Genomic DNA, 18814 nt, shown 5'->3' on the forward strand with positions numbered 1-18814 from the left:
CGGTGACGCGGCCGCCCCGGTGCCGGCCCCCCGACTTTCGTGCGCCCAGCCGTGGGACGGCGACGGCTGGGTACACGTACGCCGCCGAGCCGGGCGGTGCCGGGCCGGCACGGGTGGGGTGGAACAGGCCGGAACGATGGAGGCGAGCGTGCTGCAGCGACCGACGGACATGATCGAGGGGGCCGTGGGCGACGGCGACACGAACACCACGGAGCTGCGCAAGCAGCGGCTGCGAAGACGGCTGGAGCGCCTCCTCGGGATCGCCGCGACGGAAGGCAACGAGCTCGTGCCGCTGCGCAACGGCGACGCGATCTTCCCCGCCATGCTGACGGCCATCCGGTCCGCGCGGCACACCGTGGACCTGATGACCTTTGTCTACTGGCGGGGGGAGGTGGCCCGCGAGTTCGCGGACGCGCTGGCTGAACGCGCCCGGGCCGGGGTGCGGGTACGGCTGCTGCTCGACGGCTTCGGCGCGATGGAGATCGAACAGGACCTGCTCGACGCCATGGACTCCGCCGGCGTCCAGGTCGCCTGGTTCCGCAAGCCGGCCCGGCTGTCGCCGCTGAAGCAGAACCACCGTTGTCACCGGAAGGCTCTCGTCGTCGACGAGGAGACGGCGTTCACGGGCGGGGTCGGCATCGCCGAGGAGTGGTGCGGCGACGCCCGCAACCCGGACGAATGGCGCGACACCCACGTCCAGGTGCGCGGGCCCGCCGTCGACGGCATCGCCGCCGCCTTCGCGCAGAACTGGGCGGAGTGCCACGACACGCTCTACGACGAGCGGGACCGGTTCACCGAGCACCAGCAGCCGGGGCAGGCCACCGTCCAGGTCGTGCGGGGGTCGGCCAGTTTCGGCTGGCAGGACATGCAGACACTCGTCCGGGTCGTGCTGTCCTGCGTGGAGGAACGCTTCCGGCTGTCGACCGCCTACTTCGCGCCCGACCCGTACTTCGTCGGGCTGCTCGCGGAGACGGCGCGGCGGGGCGTGCGGGTGGAGATCCTGCTGCCCGGCCCGCACACCGACCAGCGCGCCTGCCGGCTGGCCGGGCAGCACCACTATCAGACGCTGCTCGACGCGGGGGTCGAGATACGCGAGTACCAGCCGACGATGCTGCACACGAAGATCATGACGGTGGACGGGGTCGCCTCACTGATCGGTTCGACCAACTTCAACCGGCGGTCGATGGAGCACGACGAGGAGGTCATGCTCGCCGTGCTCGACGAGCACTTCACCGCCTCCCTCGACAGCGATTTCGAGGACGACTGGAAGGCGAGCGAGTCCATCGACCCCGTCCGCTGGCGCCACCGCCCGCTCAGCCAGCGCCTGCGCGAGACGGCGGTCCTGCCGATCCGGCGTTTCCTCTAGCGCTTCCACCACCCCGACCGTGACGCGGGGCCGTACGAGGAGTCCCCGACCGTGATGCGGGGCCGTGGGAGGAGTCGGTGACAGCTCCTCCCACGGCCCCGCGTCGGTGGCGTGCTCAGACGAACGCGCTCTGCCCGGTGATGGCCTTGCCGACGATGAGGGTGTTCATCTCCCGCGTGCCCTCGAAGGAGTAGATCGCCTCCGCGTCGGCGAAGAAGCGGGCCACGTCGTAGTCCAGCACGATGCCGTTCCCGCCGAAGATCTCGCGGGCCCAGCCGACGACCTCGCGCATGCGGGACGTCACGAACGCCTTGGCCAGCGACGACTGTTCGTCGCGGAACACGCCCGAGTCCTGCAGCCGGGCCAGCTGCGACAGCATGCCCCAGGAGGCGGTGATGTTGCCGAGGCTCTTCACCAGGAGGTCCTGGACCAGCTGGAAACCGGCGAGCGGCTTGCCGAACTGCTGCCGCTCGGTGGCGTAGGCCAGCGCCAGTTCGTAGGCGCCGGTCATGACCCCGAGCGCCTGCCAGGCGACGCCGCTGCGGGTGGCCCGCAGGACCTCCGCGACGTCGCGGAACGAGCCGACCTCCTGCAGCCGGTCGGCCTCGGGCACCCGCACGCCGGTCAGGGTGATGTCGGCGTTCTCGACGATCCGCAGCGAGGTCTTGTTCGCTATCTTCTCCGTCACGAAACCGGGCGTGCCGCGTTCGACGACGAAGCCCTTGACCTGGTCGTCGGCGACGTCCCGGGCCCAGACCACGACATGGTCGGCGAAGGTGGCGTTGCCGATCCAGCGCTTGGCGCCGTCGAGCACCCAGGTGTCGCCCTCGCGCTCGGCCGTGGTGCGCATGCCGGCCGCCACGTCGGAACCGTCGAGGGGTTCGGTGAGGGCGAAGGCCCCGATCGTGTCCATCGTGGCCATGCGGGGCAGCCAGCGGTCCCGCTGCTCCTGGCTGCCGCCGGCGTGGATCGCGTACATGGCGAGGCCGTTGTGCACCCCGAAGAAGGTGGCGACGGAGGCGTCCACCCGGCTCATCTCCATGGCCATCATGCCCGTCAACAGGTGGCTCACGGCGGGACGGTGCTCGCCGTAGCCGTCGTACGGCAGTCCGACGAGGCCGCTCCTGCGGAACCTCGCGATCAGCTCCTTGGGGAAGGTGCCCTCGGCCCAGTTCTCGTTCACCAGCGGCTTGACCTCGTCGCGCATGAACGTCCTTGTCCTGCGCAGCAGTTCGCGTTCCTCGTCCGAGAGGGCGGCCTCGAAGTCGTAGAAGTCGGCGACGGTCCGGTCATCCGTGGGAGAAGTCATGTCGGCCTTCTTCCACGCTTTCGTCGCACGATGCTCATGAGTACCGCGGCGGGCCGGCCGGTCCCCTGGTGGTCCCGTCCGTTCGTTCGCCTCTGAGATCGGAGATCAGCCGTTCGGCGGTGACGGACCCGTCGTCCTTGTGGGCGTGCCAGCGCGCGAAGACGTGCGCCGCCGCGTCCGCGAAGGCTCCGGGCAGTCCGCTCTCCCGGCAGGCTTCGGCGATCTCCCTCATCTCGGGTTCCCAGCGCCACGCGCGGGGGCCCGCGCTCGCCAGTCGCCCCGGTGCGGCGAGGGGCGTGCCCGGCAGGAGGTGTCCGGCGAGGTCGCGGAGGTCGTCCAGGACACCGTGGCTCTCGGCGAGGGCGGAGGCTTCGGCGGCGAGGGCGTGGGAGATCTTGTTGTAGGCGGCGAAGGCGAGCTTGAGCGCGGACGCCCGGCCGACCGGTCCGGCCAGGGCGACGGGCGTCAACAGCGTGCCCGCGAACAGCTGGTGGACCTTCTCGACCGTCGGCGCGTCGCCCGACAGGTAGAGGCGGGTGGTTCCCGCGGTGCGGGGCGGCGGACCGGTGATGCCTCCGTCGACCAGCCTCGTCCCGGTGCCGGCGAGGGCCTCGGCGATCCGCGCGACGCGGGCGGGGCTCACGGCGTTGGCGTCGACGTAGACACCGTCGAAACCGGCCGCCGCGACCTGCCGGGCGATGTCGAGGGCCGCCGCCGGAGGGCACACGCTCAGGACCACCGCGCACCGGGCGGCCAGTTCCGTCAGGTCGGCGGCGGGCCGCAGTCCGCACTCCTCGGCCCGCTCCCGCGTGGCCGCCGAGCGTCCCTGTGGCAGCCACCAGACCCGGGCGCCCGCCGCGACGGCCTGCGCCGCCACCCGCGCGCCCATGGCACCGGGGTGCACGATCCCCACGTCTGCGTGAACCATGCCGGAACCCTATCCATCGGCCTGTGCCGGGAAGGCGCCCCGGCATGCGTACGGACATCCGTCCGGGCATGAGAAAACCCCGCCCCGGGTGGCCCCGGGACGGGGTTCGTCGAGCGCCGGGCAGGCCTTGCACCTGCATCTCCCCGCAGGAAGCGGGGCGTCTTTCCTTGGACCACCAACGCCGGGCGGGCCAGAGGTTGTTCGTGGCCCGCTCAAGATCGAACGTACCCCATGGGTGGCGTTCTCGCCAACTCGGACCCGGTCCGCCTCGGTTGCCGGTGTCGGCAGGGCCGCCCACCGCTCGGCACCCGGTGTTCGGCATCGACCGGTCAGTGCTGACCGGCGTGCGTGTGGCTGTGCGAGAGATCCGGGTCGGAGGGTTCGCGCCGCGCGCTGCGGTCCCGCCGCCAGTCGTACACCGCCAGCGCGAGCGAACACAGCACGGGCAGGATGCCGGCACCCACCGCGATCGCCACCGCGGCCCGGTAGTCGTGGCCGCCGTGGCCGAGCACCATGTAGAACAGGCCGGGCAGGGCGGCCGTGCCCATGGCTCCGCCGAGCCGCTGTCCCGTCTGCAGGGCGCCGCCGGCCGCACCCGCCATCCGCACCGGGACGTCCCGCAGGGTCATGGTGACGTTGGGTGAGATGACACAGCCGCTGCCCAGGCCGCCGGCGAAGAGGGCGGGCGCCGCGAGCCACACCGCCCGGTCCCCGGAGACCTGGCTGAGGATCAGGACCGCGCCGCCCAGCCCGAGAGCCACGGCGGCCAGCCCGCACACCGTCAGCAGCCGGCCCAGCCGCTCGACCAGGCGCCCCGCCACCACGGCGGCGACGGCCGACCCGACGGCGAAGGGTGTCACCGCGAGCCCCGACCGCAGCGGCGAGTACCCCTGACCGTTCTGGAAGTAGAGGGCGAACACGAGCCACACACCGCTGAAGCCGACGAAGTACAGGGTCGCGATCACCGCCCCCGCGGAGTATCCGCGGGTGCTCGTGACCAGCCGCGGGTCGAGCAGCGGCTGCCCCTCCCCCGCGGCGACCCGGCGTTCCCAGCGCGCGAACGCCACCAGGAGTGCCGCGCCCACCAGGAAGAGCCACCACAGGCGCCGGACGCCGCCGGACTCCGCCAGGACCAGCGGCAGCATCAGCGCCAGGACCCCGCTGCCGAGCAGTGCGACACCCGGCAGGTCGAGGTGTTCCCTGCGGCGGGGCGCGATCCGGGGCAGCAGTCGCAGGCCGAGGACGAGCGCGATCACGCCGACCGGCACGTTGACGTAGAAGATCCAGCGCCACCCCTGCGGTCCGCCGGCCAGCGCGAGCAGGAGGCCACCGACCACCGGACCGATCGCGCTGGAGATGCCGACGGTCGCCCCGAACAGCCCGAACGCCCGCCCGCGCTCGGCGCCGCGGAACATCTGCTGGATCAGGGCGGAGTTCTGCGGGGCCAGGCAGCCCGCCGCGGCGCCCTGCGCGAGCCGGGCCGCGACCAGCCAGGTGATAGACGGGGCCGCACCGGCCGCGGCACTGCACAGCACGAACGCCGTGAGCGCCAGCAGGAAGATGCGCCGCCGGCCGAGCGCGTCGCCCATCCGGCCCGCGGTCACGAGCACGAGGGCGAACGCCAGCGCGTACCCGGAGACCACCCACTGGATGGCGGGCGCGGAGGCGTGCAGACCCCGTTGCATGGACGGCAGCGCCACCGCGACGATCGTGACGTCGAGCAGGCTCATGAAGCCGGCCACCAACGTCACCCACAGCGCCCTCCACCGCCGGGGATCGGCTCCTTCGGCCGCCTCCGCCGGGCTTTTGTCCCGCTCGCCGGCCTGTGTCCGCACACCCACCCGGGCTCCTCTCCGCCGCCGTCGCCCGGCGCCGGCAACCGGCCCGGACGAGACGATCGCCCGATCAGCGCGGGTACCGCACCGGGCACCCGCGTCACCACTGTCCCCCTACGGGTATCCCCTCGCGCCGACCTACGCATGGCGGGCCCTGCGGACGGGGCACGCCTCCCCCGGACATGCCGAAGACCCCGAAAGGGGTTCGGGGTCCTCGCTCGCCGGACCGGACACCGGACTGAACGCCTGGGACCGCGCACCGGCATACGAGCGGGCGCGCGAGTCGGCGACCGGGCCCGTGCGTACCGGCGCGCGAGCCGGGGAGCGTGGGCTGGGCGCGCGAGCCGGGCGGGTGGGCCGCCGTACGAGCCGGGGCGTGGGCCGGCTAGCGGCGCGTACGCAGCTTGCCGAGCAGGCGCTGCGCCTGGGCGCGGCGGCGCGGATCGGCAGCCGCTCGCCGCGCCTGCTCCATCGTCCGTCGCCCCTGGGGACTGCGGGCGAACTCCTTGATGCGCTGCATGACAGTCGGCATGGATCTCCCTCCACCGGTCGGCAGGTGTCACTGACTTCCTCAGGCCCGGCTACCCGGTGACGGACCGTTCAGGCGCGTGGACGCTCGGAACCCCCGCCGTGGCCGGATTCCCTCCTCGCGGCGGGCCGCCGGCGCGGCCGGGCCATCAGCGGGCCCGTCGCCGGGTATCACCTCCCTTGCGCACCGACGTGTGCGGGGGCGGGGGAAGCCGGCCCAGATGGCTCGGAGGGGGCGACGGGCGGTCATGGAACTATCACGTCGTGCCCGGCGCCGTCGTCTCGTGCGCGAGTTACGGGCCGCAGGACGCTACGGACCCCGGTTACGGGACGTACTGCCCGCCCTCGCCGGCTGCGTGGTCCTGGTGTGTGCCGTGGTGGCGGCGCTCGCGGCGGCCTACCGGTTCCTCGGCATCGGCGCTCCCCTGCTCGGTGTGACGGTCCTGGTCGTCGCCGGGGCCGCCGTGCGCCGCCACCGCCGTCCGCTGGGCCGGCGGCGGCGCGGCTTCTACACGCCGGAGGAACTGGCCGAGTTGGACACGCCTGGACTGATGGTCGCCGTGGCCCGGATGCTGCGCCGCGACGGGTGGTACGTACTGCCGCTTCCCGAACGGGACCGTCCCCTGCTCACCGCGCGCGACGCCCGCGGCCGGGTCCTCGACGTGGCGTTCCGCCCCGTGGCCGAACCGCTGCCCGACGAGGAGGCACCCTCGTCAGCCGTGACGACGGGGGGCGGCCGGCGGTTGCGCCTGGTCGTGCACCGGGGCAGTTTCTCGCGGCGGGACGTCCAGTGGGCCCGGCGCCAGGGCCATGTCCATCTCATCGACGCGCCGCGTCTTCGGCGCTGGGGCGACGGCACACCCCTGCAGCGACTCAGCGGCCCACCGGCCCGGCCACCCTCGGCGTGAGGGAGGCCGGACTCAGCCCGACGGCACGGTTCTGGTCACCCTGCCCTGCGGGTCGGCCTCCATGTACCCGCCCTCGCCGTACTCGTTGCTGAGGTAGATCGCCATGCCCGCGGGGGTGTCGAAGATGTCGTTCGGCTGCCGTACCAGCAGGTAGCGGGTGGCCCGCCCGTCGACCTTCAGGTCCTTCCCGGCCCGCTTCAGCAGCGCGGGGAGCGCGTCCCAGCGGAAGTCGTCGAGTTTCACCGGCTTCTGACCGCCCGTCAGAGAGCTCTTGATGATGCCCTTCTCGACGCCGCCGGCGGCCCGGTAGGTGTAGGTCTCGTACCGCGTCCGGCTGCCCTGGACCATCACCGAGGCCGAGACGTAGTCGGGGTAGACCAGGAAGGCGCCGAAACTGGAGCTCCCGGTCTCCTTCTCGATGGCGTGCAGGGCCGTGCGGACTCCGGCGGGTGTCAGGAGATCGGTGACGGTCGGGGACGTCCCGCCCGTGGACGGCGCGCCGGTGTTCTCCGGCGGTGTGCCGGTGGTGGTCCCTCGCGTCCCCAGCGGGGTTCCGGGGGACCCGGCCGCGCTGTTCCGGTCGCCGTCGGACAACGCCTGCCAGACTCCCCCGCCCGCCAGCACCGCCCCGAGGACGACGGCGAGAACCGTCACGCGCCGGGGCCGGGACCACCGGGAGCCGCCGGGCCGCCCCGGTACGGGCATCGGTGCCGGATACGGCTGCGGACCCGGGGGCGCGGCGTCGCGCGGTTCCCGCGGCGCCGCCGCGTGGGGGTTCGGCCCCGGCGGGGCGGCGTCCCGCGGTGGGGTCGCCGGCGTCGCGTACGGGTGCGGCGCGGACGGAACGGCGTCGTACGGCCCGGACGCCCCCGTCGTGGCGGGCCGGGCGGGTGGCAGGGACGGGCCGGTGGTGGGCGCGACTCCGGGAGGGGTCAGGGGATACGAGGTGGGCTCGGGGTCAGCGGGCTCCCGCGTCGCCGTCTCCAGCATCCGCGCCACGGTCTCGGCGTCCGGCCGCGCCGCGGGGTCGCGGACCAGCAGCCGGGTGAGGACCGGGGTCAGGGCCCCGGCCCGGGACGGCGGGGGCACGTCGTCGTGGAGTACGGCGGCCAGCGTGGCCAGGGTGGTGTTCCGGCGCAGCGGATGGCGGCCCTCGACGGCCACGTACAGCATCATCGCCAGCGACCACAGGTCGCCCGCGGATCCGTCGCCGGTGCCACCGTCGCCGTCGGAGATCCGCTCCGGGGCCATGTAGTCGGGGGTTCCGATGATCGATCCGGTCGCGGTGAGGGCGGTGGACTCGCGGACCGCGGCGATGCCGAAGTCGGTGAGCACCGGCCTGCCGTCGGCGCGCAGCAGGACGTTGGCGGGCTTCACGTCGCGGTGCTGGACACCGGCGTGGTGCGCGGCGCGCAGCGCCTCCAGCACCCCGGCACCGAGGCGGGCGGCCTCCGCCGGTGTCATCGGCCCGCGGGCGAGCCGGTCGGCGAGCGAACCGCCGTCGACCAGCTCCATGACGATCCAGGGGTAGGTGCCGTCGCCGCCGTCGACGATGTGATGGATCGTCACCACGCCGGGGTGTTCGATCCTGGCGAGCGCCCGGGCCTCGCGCAGCACCCGCCGGCGCAGCAGTCGTGCCGCGTCCGGATCGCGGTCGAAGTGGTCCGCGTCCGGGGGCCGGACCTCCTTGACGGCGACGTCGCGTTGCAGCACGAGGTCGCGGGCCCGCCACACCGTGCCCATCCCGCCACCGCCGAGCCGGGCGAGTAGTTCGAAGCGGCCGTCGACGACCCGTCTGCCGCTGTCCCCGTCGTTCATGGCAGGAGCTTAGGGGACGGCCCGGGCGGGTCCGGCCCCCAGCCCGGCGGTCGCCGCACCGGCGCCGGGAGTGGTCCGTACCAGGCACGACGGTCGTGCGACCCCGCCCGGGCGGTCGCGCGGGCCCCTCCCGGCGGCCGTCCGGGGCTGCCTCACCCACACCCCGGCGGCCGCACCGCGCACACCGCCTCCCCACCGTCGAAATCCGGGCAGAACGCGGAGGGTTGGGCGGGCGCACGGCGCGCTCGCCGCTCACCCGCACCTCTTGTTCGTATCTACGAACCTGTCTCGCACAGGTGTCCAATCCGGCTCGACCTCTGATAGGAAACCTTCCTATCAGTGCACAGTCGCTGGCAACTGCCACCCCCCACAAGCCAATTGGAGCCCTCGTGGAACACTCCCCCGGCGAAACACGCCCGACCGCGAACCCCTCCCGCCGCACCCTTCTGCTGGCCGGCGCCGCGTTGGCAGCGCTCCCGCTGCTGCGCCCCGCGCACGCCTCCGCCGCTCCGCCGCTCCTCCGCGCGGCCGGACTCGACGATCCGGCGAAGAAGGAGATCGCCATGAAGCTGGTGTCGAGCGCGGAGAACTCCTCGCTCGACTGGAAGGCCCAGTACAAGTACATCGAGGACATCGGTGACGGCCGCGGCTACACCGCCGGCATCATCGGGTTCTGCTCCGGCACCGGCGACATGCTCGACCTCGTGGAGCTCTACACCACCCGCAAGCCCGGCAACGTCCTGGCCAAGTACCTGCCGGCCCTGCGGCGGGTGAACAACTCCGACTCGCACGACGGCCTCGACCCGTCGTTCCCCCGGGACTGGCGCAAGGCCGCCCAGGACACCGCGTTCCAGCAGGCCCAGAACGACGAACGCGACCGGGTGTACTTCAACCCCGCCGTCCAGCAGGGCAAGACCGACGGACTGCGCGCGCTGGGCCAGTTCACGTACTACGACGCCATCGTCATGCACGGCGACGGCACCGACCCGACCTCCTTCCGCAACATACGCAAGCGGGCCCTCGCCAAGGCCAAGCCGCCGGCCCAGGGCGGCGACGAGGTGACGTACCTCAACGCGTTCCTCGACGCGCGGGTGTGGGCGATGAAGCAGGAGGAGGCGCACAGCGACACCAGCCGGGTGGACACCGCGCAGCGGGTCTTCGTCCGCAAGGGCAACCTGGACCTCGACCCGCCGCTCGACTGGAAGGTGTACGGGGACAGCTACCACATCGGCTGACCCCGCCCGCCCGGCAACGCACCCCTTCCCCGCCGGCCCGCCCCGGACACGCGTGCGACGGTCATGGCACCGGGACCGTCGCACGCGGCAGGGGCGGATGCCTCACCGCTCCGGCGGGCCGGGCGGCCCGTCCGTGTCCTTCGGCGGCCGGGGCGGCCGACCGCGCGGGGAGTCCCCGGCGGTGAGGTGCTCCAGGACCTCGGCCAGGTCGAGGCAGGCCTGCTCCACCGAGCGTCTGGTGCGACCAGGGAGCGCTGGAGCTCCGCCCGTTCCCGTGCCTGCGCGGTGAGCGCCCCGAGCCTGCCGGCAGCGCGTCGTCGTCCGTAGGGCGCCTGCGGAACATGGGACACTCCGTGCGTCGGGTACCCCGCTGATCACAGGAGTCCATTGTGGTCCTTCGGGGTGACGACGGCCCGGCGGCCGGATGCGGGGCCGCACCGGCGGGCAGGCGCATCCACGACTGATCCCGCGCCCAGGGGGAATCAGTTCACGACCGAGGCCGGGAGCACGGCCCGCCCCCGAGGGAGCGCGCCCCATGTCCGCTGAACCACAGGCAGGCCGTACGGCCAGGGTCGGCCGCCCGGCCCGCACCCTCGCCCTGCCGCACCTCGGCATCCGGGTGCCCGCCACCTGGTGGCCCGCTCTGCGCCGCACCCCGGTGTCGATGTGGCGCGACGACATCTCCGACCACGCCGCGGCCCTCACCTACTACACGGTCCTCGCGGTGCTGCCCGCGCTGCTGGCCACCGTCGTCGGCTTCGCCCTCATCAGCCCCGAGACGGCCGAGAGCTTCATCGCGCACGTCACCGCCTACGTCCCCGCGGAGTCCTCCGTGCAGCTGCACGACGCGCTGTCCCGGATGCTGCAGGGCGGCTCCGCGGCCTGGACGCTGCTGGTCACCGGCACGGTGAGCGCCCTGTGGTCGGCCTCCAGCTATCTGGCCGTGTTCCGGCGCGCCCTGCACCGGATGCACCATGTGGCGGACCACAGGTCACCCTGGCGCAAGGCCCCCCGGATCGTGCTCACCGCGTTGGCGCTGCTCGGCCTTCTCGTCGTCAGCGCCCTGGTCCTGCTGCTGAGCGGCCCGATCGCGGAGAGCGCCGGACGCGTCCTCGGGGTCGACACCACGGCCGCGGTGGCCTGGAACCTGCTGCGCTGGCCCGTGCTGCTGTGCCTGGTGGCGGTGCTGGTCGTGGTGGTCTTCCACACCGGCCCCGCCTCCGCCCGGCGCCGGGCGTACAGCCTGCCGGGCGGCATCCTCGCGGCCACCCTGTGGCTGGCCGTGTCCGCCGCCTTCGCGGTGTACGCGTCGGCGCTCAGCACCTACAGCAAGCTGTACGGCTCCCTCGCCGGCCTGGTCGTCTTCCTGATCTGGCTGTGGCTGTCCAACCTCGCCCTGCTGGCCGGCGCGCAGTTCGCGGCCGAGCTCAGCGGCGCGTCGGAGCGCCGGGACTGAGCCGGAGACGACCGCTCTTCTCCCAGTGGGCGGCGGTCGCCAGGGCCACGGCCGCCGCACCGGTGCCCAGCACCGCGCCCGCCAGGACGTCACCCGGGTAGTGCACGCCGGTGTGGACGCGGGAGTAGCCCACCGCACAGGCCAGCAGGCCGAGCGGGACGGTCGCGGCCGGGAAGGCGGGCCCGACGGCCGCGGCGAAGGCCACCGCCGAGGCCGTGTGGCCCGAGGGGAACGACGCGGACTCCGGCATGGGCACGTGCCGTCCCGGGAACGGCGAGTCCGCGGCGCGCAGCGGCCGTGCCCGGCGCACGAGCCGCTTGCCGAGCAGGTTGGCCGTCGCCGAGGCGACACCGATGGCGGCGACACCCAGCACGGCCGCGCGGCGCGGCCGGCCGGGGAACAGGGCCAGCAGCCCGGCGGCCGCGAAGGAGATCTTGGAGTGGTCGGCCGCCGCGGACAGCCGGCGCAGGGCCGAGTCCAGTTCGGGCGTGCTGGTGACCGTCACGGCCTCGTAGAGCGCCTGGTCCAGTGCGGTGAGATCGCGCATCAGACCTCGCGGCGTGCGGTCATCCCGCGCGGGGCGGTCAAGCATGGCTCTTCTCCTGGTTCGTCCTGGGGCGGATGGGGGACCTGCCGAGCGCGAGACGGACGACACGCCGCCAGTCGACGGACGGTGCCACGTAGGGCGCGCCGGGGCGATGCCTCGGTACCCGTACCCGCAGCGCGCCCCGGCGCACCGTGCAGACGACCGGTGTGGGCAGGATCAGCGCCTCGCCGTCGACGGCCACCGGGATGAGTTCCACGTCGGCGTCGACGACCACGCGCCGCGCGGTCAGTGTCGTGATGCTGCTGGCCCGTTCGCCGCGCAGCGCCAGCTCGGCCGCCTGCGCCGGGCCCTCCACCCGGACCGCGATCACACCGAGCGACCCGCCGTCCAGCCGGGTCCGGCGTCCGCCGCCGAAGGGGTCGGCACGGGCGTAGGGGTTGTTGCTCACCAGCAGGGTCTGCGGGGCGTCGATCCGGGTGCCGTCGGCCAGCACCTCCAGTGGGGTCACGTCGTCGCCGACCAACAGGTCCGGCAGCTGGTCGAGCACGGTCGCCGTCTTGGCGCCGCGGTAGTCGGGACTCTGCACGATCTCCGCGTACGCCCCGAACGACACCGTGTTGACGAAGGGCCGCCCGGCCACTTCGCCCAGGTCGATCCGGAGTTCCACACCGTCCGAGAGGGCGTCGAGCCCGGTCGACGGGTCGTCGCGGTCCAGGCCCAGGTCCATGGCGAAGTGGTTGCGGGTGCCGGCGGACAGGACGAGGAACGGCAGCCCGTGCTCGGCGGCCACCCCCGCCACCAGCGCCTGGGTGCCGTCCCCGCCCGCGACGCCGAGCAGGTCCGCGCCCTCGGCCACCGCCTGCCGGGCCAGGGCCACCGGGTCGGGAGCGCTGTCGATGTCGAGCAGCAGCACCCGGGCGCCCAGCGCCTCGGCCCGCTCCACCAGCCCGTACTCGCCGACCTTTCCGCCGCCCGACCGCGGATTCATGATCAGCACCGGTCTTCGGGGCGCCCTGCTCGACCGGTGACGCATGCCGTGCGGTTTGCGCAGCCGGCGCAGCGCGCCGCGGGCACAGGCCAGCGCCGCCACCCAGAGGGCGAGCGCGGTCACCGCCACCAGCCACAGGCCCGAGACGGCGTACAGCACCAGCACCGCCACCGGAGCGGCCAGCGCCAGCAGGGCACCGCACAGGCGGGCCAGACCGCGATGGGCCAGCGCCCACCACAGTCCCGCGCCGGCCAGGGCGAACCCGACCAGGCCGAGGAGCAGGACCAGCCACTGGCCGGAGCCGGCCCCGACGACCACCGCCGCGACGGCACCGGCCACACACAGCAGGGCCAGCCGGGCCAGCGCCCGCGCCGGTCCCACGCTCCGGTCGGAGCCTGCCGGCTCCGCCTCGCTCTTCGTCCGAGTCGCGTTCATGATGTGCCGGGTGGTCCCCGGGGTGTCCGTGACCGGCGCACGCCGGCTCATCGGTCTCCCTGTGCCTTCCGGGTCCCTGCCCCGCCTCCCCTTCCATGATGGTGACTGCCGCGTCGAGAGCCAACCGTCTCATGCGGGCGCCCGCCGCCGGGAGCGGGTCCCGGGACACGTCCCCTCCTCCGCGCCCGTCCCGGCGCACCTCCCAGCCCGCCCCGGAAGCCCGGGCGTTACGCCGTTCGAGTGGTGCTGCGCCGGACGCGGCCTTAGCGTCGGAAGCGGGCCACATCGTTGGAGACAGGACCCGGAGCCAGGCGTCCGCAGACACGCGGCTGGGAGCGACCATGCGCAGACACACAGCAAGAACGGCTCTCGCCCTCGGTGCCGCGGCGCTGCTCGCGGCCGCCGCACAGCCGGCCGCCTCCACCGCCGTCACACCGGCGTCGGCACCGGCCGCGTCGGCCGTCCGGCAACTGCCGCGGACGGTGCTCGTCGACTGTCTGTGGCATCCCGAGGTGCGCCCCAGCGAGTTCATCCTCGCCTGCGGTGACGGCAACAGCCGTCTGTCCTCGCTGCACTGGAGGCGGTGGAACACGGAGAGGGCCGTGGCCACGGGCGTCAACTCGGTCAACGACTGCAAGCCGTACTGCGCGGCCGGACGGTTCCACGACTACCCCGTCGTCGTACGACTCGACCGCGCGCAGCCCTGGAAGAAGCACCCCCGGCTGGGGCACTACACCCGGATCACCCTCGTCTACACCGCCGCCACCCGCCCCGAGGGCTTCCCGCCGGTCGTGACCTACCCGCTGTGGAACTGACCCCGCGTCCGGCGGTGTTCGCCGTCCGGAGGACGGTGGGCGTCGTCGGCCACGTCGCCGGCCGGAGGACCGTGGACGTCGCCGGCCGGAGGACGGTGGGGTCGCCGGCCGGAGGACCGTGGACGTCGCCGGCCTTCGTCAACCGGAGGACGACGGCCGGATCTCGCCGCGCCGGTCGCGGTGCGCCAGCACGCGCTGGAGGCGGGCGAGTCCCGGCGGCTGGTTGCGCCGCAGCGCGGCCCGGGCGGCGTTGGCTCCCGGGGCGCCGTGCACGCCGCCGCCCGGGTGGGCGCCCGCGGACGCGAGGAACAGTCCGCGCACCGGCGTCTCCGGGCGTCCGGTGCCGGGAACCGGGCGGAAGACCAGTTGCTGGTGCAGGGCCGCGGTCCCGCCGTTGATGGCACCGCCGTGCAGGTTGGCGTCGAGGGCCTGCAGCGTGGGCGGGGCCAGGACGCGCCGGGCGCGGATCCGGGCGCGGAACCCGGGCGCGAACCGCTCGACCTGTCGTTCGACGCGGTCCGCCATCACCTCCTGTTCCCTGGTGTCCCAGGCTCCCGTCAGGCCCTCGTCCCCGGCGTCGGACCTGACGACCTGCGGGACGTGCGTGTACGCCCACGCGGACTCGGTGCCGAGGGGCGAACGGGAGGGATCGGAGGTGGTCATCTGGCCGAACAGCGCGAAGGGGCGGTCGGGCACCTGGTGCATCGCCACCTGGGCGGCGAACCGGGTGAGTTCGTCGACGCCGTCGGCCAGATGGACCGTTCCCGCCCGCGCCGCCCGCTCGGCCTGCCAGGGCACGGGCCCGTCGAGCGCCCAGTCCACCTTGAAGGTCGCGAAGTCCCACTGGAAGCGTTCGAGGTCCGACAGCAGCTGGGACGGAAGGTGCCCGGCGTCGACGAGGTCGCCGTACAGCGCGGGCACCGACACGTCGGCCAGCACGGCGCGGCGCGCGGCGACGGTCTCACCGCCGGCCGTCCGCACACCCACCGCGCGCCCCTCGCGCACGAGAACACGGTTGACGCGCTGTCCGCAGGTCAGAGTGCCACCGAGCGACAGCAGCCGGCGCGTCAGGGCCTCGACCAGGGCACCTGAGCCGCCGACGGGCACGGGGAAGCCGTAGGTCTGGCCGAGCATCGACATCAGCCAGCCGAAGCCGCCGCTGCCCGCGGCCTCCGGCGCGAGGTCGGCGTGCAGGGCGTTGCCGGCCAGCAGGAGCCGGCCGCCCTCGCCGCCGAACTCCTCCTCCCCCATCCGCCGTACCGGAAGGATCATGGTGCGTGCCATGCGCAGCCCGCCCGCTCCGCGCAGCCGGAGTGCCAGCCGGGCGGCGGCCCTGACCGGTGGGAAGGGCGTGAACAGGGCGTCGAGGATGTCCGGCCGCAGGCGCTGCCACACGTCGTGGAGGCCACGCCAGGCGGCGCCGTCTCCCGGATGGAAGGCGTCGAGGGAGTCGGCGGTGACGTCGATCCGGCGGTCGAGGACCGCGCACAGCCCGTTGGTCAGGGGGTGCGCGAGGACGTGCGGCGCGTGGCTCCACCGCAGGCCATGGTCCTCCAGCCGGAGTCCGGCGACGATCGGGGAGGCGGCGGCCAGCGGGTAGAAGGAGCTGAAGAGGTCGTTGACGAAGTCGGGGTCGACGCCTCGGTCGTGGCGGACCGCGCCGCCGGGTTCGGGCTGCTCCTCGACGACGGCCACGCTCCAGCCGGCGTCGGCCAGCAGGTTCGCCGCGACCAGTCCGTTGGGGCCGGCCCCGATCACCACCGCGTCAGGCATGCGCGTCTCCCGTGGCGTGCGGCGCCGCCGGCGTGGGCGCCCGCTCCTCGTCACGGCTCTGCGCCTGGCACACCTTGTCGAGCCGGGCGAGCATCGCGCGGTGGCGCACCTGGATCAGTGCTTCCACGCCCGCGTTGTGCAGCATCCCGCCGGCGCCCTGGAGGGGGTGCTCGTCCACGATGACCAGGCAGTGCTCGCCCCAGGGGCGCAGTTCCAGGGCGATCCGCGCGGTTCCGAGGACGCCGGCTCGCGCCTCCAGCTCCAGCGCGTCGCCCTCCTCGCAGCGCCGTACGACGGTCTCGTTGCCGAGGCGCAGGGGGCCGAGGCGGATCTCGTAGGCGAGGGCCGCGCCGACCTCGGGCCAGTGGCCCCGGACCGGCTTGGAAGCAGATGCACCCACCACCCATTCCGCGTACCGGCTGCCATCCGCGAGGACGTCCCATACCGTCCGCGGACTGACCTTGATGAGACGATGCCGAACCGCCACAGCCACCTCCACACGGGTTCCCCCTGCTTCACCGCCAAGTGCCCACACCCGGGTCGCTAAACCGGCGAATCGGGCGCCGGGCCCGCGCCGACGCGTTTCCCGGGTGCCGGGTCAGTGGCCCGGCGGGCGGTGCACGGTGAGGCTCGCGACCTTGAACGACATCTTGGTGTCGGCCTCGGAGGGCGCCGGGTGGTACTGGCCGGCGCACACGGAGAGGTTCACGATGAGGTGGGCGTACCAGTCCTCCCCCACCCCCCGCTCGTCGGCGAAGACCGGGGTGCCGTTCAGGGACCATTCGACGCACTCGCTGCCGAACTCGACGGTCAGCTCGATCCATCCGCCGGGGCCGACGGCCGGGTCACGGTGGTAACGGTGGCCGCCGCGGACGTGGTTGGAGAACTCCAGCAGGTCCGGGTTGTCGGGGTGGTACTCGAAGACGTCGATCTCCTGGCCGCCGTCCCGCCAGGTCCAGACGGCGGGCCAGGCGCCCATCACGGTGGGCAGCCGCACTCTGGTGTGCAGCAGGTCGCCGGTGCGGACGACGAAGTCCTCCTCGCTGCCCTCGGTGGTCAGCAGACCGGTGTTCCACAGCCCGTCGGGACGGCGGGTGGCGCGGAACGTGCCGCCGCGGCTGTAGTGGGGGTCGGCCACCAGGTGGTCCAGCTTGTTGTCGTCCGGGTTGACGGGGCCGCCGTCCGGATACGCCCACGACCGCCCGGCGACCCACTGGCGGGCGGAGCGGAAGTCGGCCGTGAAAAGGGCCTCGGTCACAGTCGGGCTCCCGTCGGTCCTGGGTCGGTGGTGCGAACCGGTTCTGCCCGTGAGGGCCCCCGTCATGCGGGCCGACGGTGTGTCAGGCCGCCCTGTCACCCGCCGGAGTGAACGCCTCACACCCCCGGCCCACATCGCCACCGGAGGGCGGGCGGACCGCCGTACCGGCATCGGACGGCCTAGTCCGTAACCCGTGTGAGCGCCCCGACTGGTGGGAGCGGCAGGACTGACTGACGGTGGATCACGTCGGAGCCGGGTCACAACAGCTGACGAAGCACCAGCTGCCCGGTTGTGACGGAAGGACTTTCAGATGCGCTCTACCCGCATGTTCCTGGCGACTGCGGCGGCTTCTGCCGTCCTCGCGCTCACCGCTCCCGGCGCCTACGCGGCGGACGGCGACTGGGACCACGAGGACTCTTCCTCTTCCTACAGCAAGGAGCACGACAAGGACAGCAGCCACGAGGCGCCACACGGCGGCGTGCACACCGGCGGTGGCGCGCTGACCGCCACGACGGGCGACGACTGGGCCACCGCACGGGACCCCAAGACCGACCCGGAGACCTACAAGACCGAGTCCCCCCGGGACTCGGGCAGCAGTGAGCACGGCAAGGGCTCCTGGAGCGGCGGCGACCACGAGCAGCCGCACGGCGGGATGCACACCGGTGGCGGCGGACTCGCCTCTCCGGGCGTGACCGCGGGCGGGCTGGCCGTGCTGGCGGTCGCCGGTGCCGGCGTGTTCGCGCTGCGCCGCAACAAGACGGCCGGAAACGTGGCCTGACCCATGCCGGACGCGATAGCAGTCGGGCCGCCACCCGTGCGCATTGTGGCGGCCCGGTCTGCTGTGCGTCCGCCCCGTACGTCCGCTGCCGTGCCCAGATAGAGGTGATGTCCGATGGCAGCCCGTCCTCCCGCCCCCGAAGGCACCGGTCCACAGCCCGCCGAACAGGCACCCCGCACCAACTGGATGGTGCTCAGCGCCGTGGTCCTCCTGCTGCTCGCCGCGAGTCTGTTCGGCGGCGGCCGGGACGCGGCCTCCGACAACGCGGGCGGCGTCTCGTCCCGCTCCACCGCCGGCGCTCCCCCGCCGCGCCCCGGGTCCGCCACGACCGCCTCCCCCGGTGTCCGCCCGGTCGGCAGGCACCTGCCCCGGTCGAGGCCGCTGCGCCTGCTCATCCCGAAGATCTTTGTCGATGCCCCGTTCACGGACCTCGCCATCGGCCCCACCGGACAGCTCGAACCCCCGCCCGCCGACGACACCAACCTCGTCGGCTGGCACGCCAAGGGCGCCTCCCCCGGCGAGACCGGTACGGCGATCATCGCCGGGCACGTCGACACCAAGACGTCGGCCGCGGTGTTCGCCGGGCTCGGCGAGCTGGAGAAGGGCGACGTCTTCTCGGTCGTGCGGGCCGACCGTCGCCGGGCGTCGTTCGTGGTGGACAGCGTCGAGACCTTCGAGAAGGACCACTTCCCCAGCCGGCGCGTCTACGCCGACACACCCGACGCGGAGGTCCGGCTCATCACCTGCGCGGGTGACTACGACCGCACGGTCCGGGACTACACGGACAACCTGGTGGTCTTCGCCCACCTGATGTGACCGCGCCGCGGCGCCGGACGG

18 protein-coding genes are annotated in these 18814 nt (G+C 73.6%); 7 read left to right on the forward strand and 11 right to left on the reverse strand.

Translation table 11 applies throughout. The features are described from left to right. The first annotated feature begins 169 nt into the window (after positions 1–169). On the forward strand, positions 170–1366 hold the full coding sequence (locus AC07AZ_RS17640; protein ID WP_478848700.1) for a phospholipase D-like domain-containing protein: 1197 nt from the start codon (positions 170–172) through the stop codon (positions 1364–1366). A 115-nt stretch (positions 1367–1481) separates the two neighbouring features. On the opposite strand, the gene AC07AZ_RS17645 is transcribed toward AC07AZ_RS17640, so the two are convergent. From AC07AZ_RS17645 to AC07AZ_RS17660, 4 genes are all read right to left on the reverse strand, one after another. Continuing rightward, positions 1482–2675 carry an acyl-CoA dehydrogenase family protein gene (locus AC07AZ_RS17645; protein WP_478848594.1) on the reverse strand — a complete coding sequence of 398 codons (1194 nt, stop codon included), beginning with the start codon at positions 2673–2675 and terminating at the stop codon, positions 1482–1484. 34 nt (positions 2676–2709) lie between these two features. Continuing rightward, the gene (locus AC07AZ_RS17650) at positions 2710–3603 is read right to left on the reverse strand and encodes an NAD(P)-dependent oxidoreductase (RefSeq protein ID WP_478848596.1); all 894 of its coding nucleotides are present in this window, start codon (positions 3601–3603) and stop codon (positions 2710–2712) included. A 329-nt stretch (positions 3604–3932) separates the two neighbouring features. Continuing rightward, positions 3933–5438 carry an MFS transporter gene (locus tag AC07AZ_RS17655; RefSeq protein WP_478848702.1) on the reverse strand — a complete coding sequence of 502 codons (1506 nt, stop codon included), beginning with the start codon at positions 5436–5438 and terminating at the stop codon, positions 3933–3935. A gap of 385 nt (positions 5439–5823) precedes the next feature. Next, positions 5824–5970, reverse strand: a complete 147-nt coding sequence (locus tag AC07AZ_RS17660) for a hypothetical protein (protein ID WP_356044323.1) — start codon at positions 5968–5970, stop codon at positions 5824–5826. A 280-nt stretch (positions 5971–6250) separates the two neighbouring features. On the opposite strand from AC07AZ_RS17660, the gene AC07AZ_RS17665 reads away from it, so the two are divergent. After that, a complete protein-coding gene (locus AC07AZ_RS17665) occupies positions 6251–6874 on the forward strand; it encodes a hypothetical protein (protein ID WP_478848598.1) in 624 nt (207 codons plus the stop codon). A 12-nt stretch (positions 6875–6886) separates the two neighbouring features. Here AC07AZ_RS17665 and AC07AZ_RS17670 read toward each other — a convergent pair whose 3' ends face one another. Further along, a complete protein-coding gene (locus AC07AZ_RS17670) occupies positions 6887–8692 on the reverse strand; it encodes a serine/threonine-protein kinase (RefSeq protein WP_478848600.1) in 1806 nt (601 codons plus the stop codon). Positions 8693–9081: 389 nt separating this feature from the next. Between AC07AZ_RS17670 and AC07AZ_RS17675 the strand changes: the two genes are divergently transcribed. Next, positions 9082–9927: a chitosanase gene (locus AC07AZ_RS17675; protein ID WP_478848602.1), complete on the forward strand. Its 846-nt coding sequence runs from the start codon at positions 9082–9084 to the stop codon at positions 9925–9927. 102 nt (positions 9928–10029) lie between these two features. On the opposite strand, the gene AC07AZ_RS17680 is transcribed toward AC07AZ_RS17675, so the two are convergent. Further along, positions 10030–10155 carry a hypothetical protein gene (locus tag AC07AZ_RS17680; RefSeq protein ID WP_478848604.1) on the reverse strand — a complete coding sequence of 42 codons (126 nt, stop codon included), beginning with the start codon at positions 10153–10155 and terminating at the stop codon, positions 10030–10032. Positions 10156–10462: 307 nt separating this feature from the next. Here AC07AZ_RS17680 and AC07AZ_RS17685 point away from each other — a divergent pair, with 307 nt between their 5' ends. Beyond that, positions 10463–11383, forward strand: a complete 921-nt coding sequence (locus AC07AZ_RS17685; RefSeq protein WP_478848606.1) for a YihY/virulence factor BrkB family protein — start codon at positions 10463–10465, stop codon at positions 11381–11383. On the opposite strand, the gene AC07AZ_RS17690 is transcribed toward AC07AZ_RS17685, so the two are convergent. Continuing rightward, positions 11355–11975 (reverse strand): phosphatase PAP2 family protein, encoded by a 621-nt coding sequence (locus AC07AZ_RS17690; RefSeq protein ID WP_478848608.1) that lies wholly within the window; start codon positions 11973–11975, stop codon positions 11355–11357. The genes AC07AZ_RS17685 and AC07AZ_RS17690 overlap by 29 nt on opposite strands. After that, a complete protein-coding gene (locus AC07AZ_RS17695; RefSeq protein ID WP_478848610.1) occupies positions 11968–13353 on the reverse strand; it encodes a diacylglycerol/lipid kinase family protein in 1386 nt (461 codons plus the stop codon). The genes AC07AZ_RS17690 and AC07AZ_RS17695 overlap by 8 nt, the downstream gene beginning before the upstream one ends. A gap of 341 nt (positions 13354–13694) precedes the next feature. Here AC07AZ_RS17695 and AC07AZ_RS17700 point away from each other — a divergent pair, with 341 nt between their 5' ends. Continuing rightward, complete coding sequence (locus AC07AZ_RS17700; RefSeq protein WP_478848612.1) at positions 13695–14168, forward strand: hypothetical protein; 474 nt, start codon at positions 13695–13697, stop codon at positions 14166–14168. 138 nt (positions 14169–14306) lie between these two features. Here AC07AZ_RS17700 and AC07AZ_RS17705 read toward each other — a convergent pair whose 3' ends face one another. From AC07AZ_RS17705 to AC07AZ_RS17715, 3 genes are all read right to left on the reverse strand, one after another. Beyond that, positions 14307–15941 (reverse strand): phytoene desaturase family protein, encoded by a 1635-nt coding sequence (locus AC07AZ_RS17705; protein WP_478848614.1) that lies wholly within the window; start codon positions 15939–15941, stop codon positions 14307–14309. Continuing rightward, on the reverse strand, positions 15934–16428 hold the full coding sequence (locus tag AC07AZ_RS17710) for an SRPBCC family protein (RefSeq protein WP_478848616.1): 495 nt from the start codon (positions 16426–16428) through the stop codon (positions 15934–15936). Before AC07AZ_RS17710 ends, AC07AZ_RS17705 begins: the two co-directional genes overlap by 8 nt. Before the next feature lie 111 nt (positions 16429–16539). Then, a complete protein-coding gene (locus tag AC07AZ_RS17715) occupies positions 16540–17199 on the reverse strand; it encodes a beta-glucanase (RefSeq protein WP_478848618.1) in 660 nt (219 codons plus the stop codon). A gap of 310 nt (positions 17200–17509) precedes the next feature. On the opposite strand from AC07AZ_RS17715, the gene AC07AZ_RS17720 reads away from it, so the two are divergent. Together AC07AZ_RS17720 and AC07AZ_RS17725 are read left to right on the forward strand one after the other, a co-directional pair. Further along, positions 17510–17977 (forward strand): hypothetical protein, encoded by a 468-nt coding sequence (locus AC07AZ_RS17720; RefSeq protein ID WP_478848620.1) that lies wholly within the window; start codon positions 17510–17512, stop codon positions 17975–17977. 114 nt (positions 17978–18091) lie between these two features. Beyond that, positions 18092–18793 carry a class F sortase gene (locus AC07AZ_RS17725; protein ID WP_478848622.1) on the forward strand — a complete coding sequence of 234 codons (702 nt, stop codon included), beginning with the start codon at positions 18092–18094 and terminating at the stop codon, positions 18791–18793. The last annotated feature ends 21 nt before the right edge of the window (positions 18794–18814 follow it).

Source organism: Streptomyces sp. NPDC043878, from assembly GCF_056435735.1.